The sequence below is a fragment of the Serratia sp. YC16 genome, assembly GCF_009707615.1.
GTDB lineage: Bacteria > Pseudomonadota > Gammaproteobacteria > Enterobacterales > Enterobacteriaceae > Serratia > Serratia surfactantfaciens.
Window position 1 is genome coordinate 1 of record NZ_WLYN01000025.1, and the last position, 3,409, is coordinate 3,409.

The following is a 3,409-nucleotide window of genomic DNA, read 5'->3' on the forward strand; positions in this document are numbered from 1 at the left end:
CTCGGGGCTTTTCTCTTTGTATCTTTCGCACGGGCTCCAGAGACAAAGATCCAGAGCACCCACGCGCAGTATATTCACCTTCCCCTTCCTTCCCGCGTTCCTTTTCAGGCTAAATGTCTTTTTTGCGCAATGGCACGCAAGGTATTGCAATAGCTTGAAAATATAAAAAAGGCCCAGCGTCGCTGGGCCCTTGATGGCAGAAAAAGCACGCAGGGACGCGCTCTATGACGTCTGCTTGCGTAACAGGTAAACGAAGTACGGCGCGCCGATAAAGGTCGCCAGTAACCCGGCGGGGATCTGATACGGGAACAACAGCATCCGCCCGCACCAGTCGGCAAACACCATCAGCAAGCCGCCCAGCAGCGCGGCGATCACCATCTGCGGCAGCGCACGGCGGAAGCCCAGCATGCGCGCCATATGCGGTGCCATCAGCCCGACAAAGCTCAACGGCCCTACGGTCAGGGTCGCCATCGCGGTCAGCACGGCGGCCAATAAAAGAATGGTCAACCGCGCCCGCGTCAGCGCAATGCCCACCGAACGGGCGGTGGCGCCGCCGAGCGGCAGGATGGTCAACCAACGGCGGCACAACGGCGCCAATACCATCAGGCCGGCGGCCACCAGCGCGGTGCGCAGCGCCTGCGCCGGCTCCACAGAATAGGTCGAGCCGGAGAGCCAGGTCAGCAAGCCCCCGATACGCGGATCGCCGCTGGCCAACAGCAGGAAGATGACGGTGGTAAAAGCCGTGCTGAGCGCGATACCGGCGAGCAGCATCCGTTCGGTCGAGAAACCGCCGCGGCCAGCGGCGATCATGATGATCAGCAGCGTCGCGGCCGCCCCCAGACTGCCGGCGGGCAACAGCCAAACGAAGGCGTCGCCCGGCACCATAAACAACATCATCACGACGCCAAAAGCGGCGCCGGAACTGATGCCCAACACTTCCGGGCTGGCCATCGGGTTGCCGGTCAGTTTCTGAATCAGCGTGCCGGCGACCGCCAGCATCATGCCCGCGGCCAGCGCCGACAGCACCCGCGGCCAGCGCCACGGCAGCAGGGAGTCCAGTTCCGCCCCCTGGCTCCAGTGCCAGCCGCCGGCATTTTTGCCCAGCATCAGTGCCAGCGTCAGGCCAATCAGCAACACGATGCCGGCCAGGCCAATCCAGCCCGCCAGATGCCCGCGTTCGGCAGGCACCTTGTCGCCCAGGTTCATCGGTGGCGGCGTGGCGGCGCTGCGCAAACGCGGCAACAGCCACAGCAGCAGCGGCGCGCCGAACAACGCGGTGGCCGCACCGGTCGGGATTTCACGCCACACCTGCGTCACCCCGATCATCACCTGATCGGTCAACCACAGCAACAGCGCCCCCAGCAGCGGCGCCAGCATCATGCGGTGCGCCAGACGACGGGCGCCCAGCATCTTCGCCATCAGCGGCGCGAACAGGCCGATAAAGCCGATAACGCCCACCGCGCTCACCAACATGGCGCTGAAGATAATGGCCAACCCGAGAGCGCAGAAACGCGCCATCGACAGCCCCAGCCCCAGGTTGCGCGCCACGCCGTCGTCCAGCCCCAGCAGCGTCAGCGGGCGCAGCAACAGCGCCGCCAGCGCGCCGGCCACCAGCAAGCGCGGCAGGATAAACTGTACCGCGCTCCAGTCCTGTTGGTTCAACGCGCCGGTGCCCCACAGGAACATGCCCTGCAGCTGATCGTAATTAAACAGCGCCAACAGGCTGTTGACTGCGCCGCAGTACAGCCCCAGCACCAGACCGGCCAGAATCAGCGTAACCGGCGACATACGCTTGCCCCAGGCGACGCCGAACACCAGTCCTCCCACCACGACCGCCCCCACCATAGCGGCCAGTTGCCGGGTGAATTCGCCCCCCGGCAGCACCCACAGCGTGGCGATGGTCAAGCCGAGCTGCGCGCCGGCGGCAACGCCGAGCGTCGACGGCTCCGCCAACGGGTTGCGCAACACCTGCTGGAACAGGACGCCGACCAGCCCCAGACCGGCGCCGGCCAACAGCGACACCGTCAACCGCGGCAGCAGACTGTAATGGAACAGCATTTGCCGCACATCGTCGATGTCCGGCGCGCTGAGCGCCTGCGCCCATTGCGCCGGTGGCAATTGCTGCATCAGGTTGTATATCGTCAGGCCACCTGACGCCGCCAGCAACAGCAGGATCAGCGTCAGCGGTAATTTCCGGATGCCCGAATTCATGACGCCCTCTCCTGGGCCTGCGCCAACAGGCGGCAAAAGCGCATCGTCGACAGCGTGGCGCCGTAGAACCACACCGCCGGCACCTGCCGCAGCTGGTTTTGCCGCACGAAGGGCAACGACTGCCACAGCGGCGTCGCGCTGACCTTGTCCATCATCGCCTGATTACCGTGGTCGAGATAAATGACCCGGGCGTTACGCACCGAGGCCAACCGTTCAATCCCCACTACCGCCGTGCCCCAGAAGTCGGTTTGCTCCTGCCAGGCATTGCGAATGCCCAGTTGATCCATCGCTTCCTGGAACAGGCTTTTCTGGCCGATGATCAACGCATGGCGCGTGTCGATCAGGGAAAACAACAGCAGCGGTTGCCGGGTGTAGCTTTGCAGACGCTGACGTGCGTCCTGCATAAAGCGGTCGAACTGCGCCAGGTGATTTGCCGCCCGGCTTTCTATGCCCAACCGCTGCCCCAACGCCAGCAGCGACTGGCGGGCCACGGTCAGCGGTTTGCCGCTGCCGTCGTTGAAGCCGAAGCTCATGGTTGGCGCGATGGGTTGGATTTTTCGCGGTGTCGGGCCATAGCCTTGCGACAGCAACACCAGCGAAGGCTGGAGCTGCTGCAACAGTTCGAGGTTAGGCTCGGTGCGCTGCCCGACGTCGACCACCGTCGCCGGCAGCTTCGGCTCCGCCACCCACAGGTTGTAGTTATGGACATCGGCCACCGCCAGCGGCGTCACGCCCAATGCCAACAGCAGCTCGATCGGCAGCCATTCCAGCGCCGCAACGCGCGCGATATCCGGCGGCGCATCTGCCGCTCGACCGGGCAACGAGCCCAACAGCGGCGACAACGCCAACGCCATCAGCAGACGGCGGCGCAGTGGATCGTGAGAAGATGTGAATGCAGAAGACATCAGTAGACAAAACTCACCGGCGCGCCGCCGCTCGGGTGCGGCAACGTGCCCATAGGAATACCGTAAATTTGCTCCAGCACCGGCCCCTGCATCAATTCCAGCGGGCCGCCCTGGGCGATCATTTCACCGCCGCGCAGCGCCACCAAATGGTCACAGTAGCGCGCCGCCATGTTGATGTCGTGCAGCACGGCGATCACCGTGAGATCGCGTTCGCGGCTCAAGCGCTGGATCAGCGCCAACACGTCGACCTGGTGCGCGATGTCCAGCGCCGAGGTCGGTTCGTCGAGCAGCAG

2 protein-coding genes and 1 pseudogene are annotated in these 3,409 nt (G+C 64.6%); all 3 read right to left on the reverse strand.

Going from position 1 to position 3,409, the window contains the following annotated elements; all coding sequences use genetic code 11:
* Window positions 1–222: 222 nt before the first annotated feature.
* Window positions 223–2,211 carry a Fe(3+)-hydroxamate ABC transporter permease FhuB gene (gene fhuB / locus GKN89_RS24185; protein ID WP_154747912.1) on the reverse strand — a complete coding sequence of 663 codons (1,989 nt, stop codon included), beginning with the start codon at window positions 2,209–2,211 and terminating at the stop codon, window positions 223–225.
* Complete coding sequence (gene fhuD, locus GKN89_RS24190) at window positions 2,208–3,116, reverse strand: Fe(3+)-hydroxamate ABC transporter substrate-binding protein FhuD (RefSeq protein ID WP_063919672.1); 909 nt, start codon at window positions 3,114–3,116, stop codon at window positions 2,208–2,210. The genes fhuB and fhuD overlap by 4 nt, the downstream gene beginning before the upstream one ends.
* A pseudogene (locus GKN89_RS24195) lies at window positions 3,116–3,409 on the reverse strand (Fe3+-hydroxamate ABC transporter ATP-binding protein FhuC); the annotation flags it as partial. The pseudogene GKN89_RS24195 and the gene fhuD, both read right to left, overlap by 1 nt.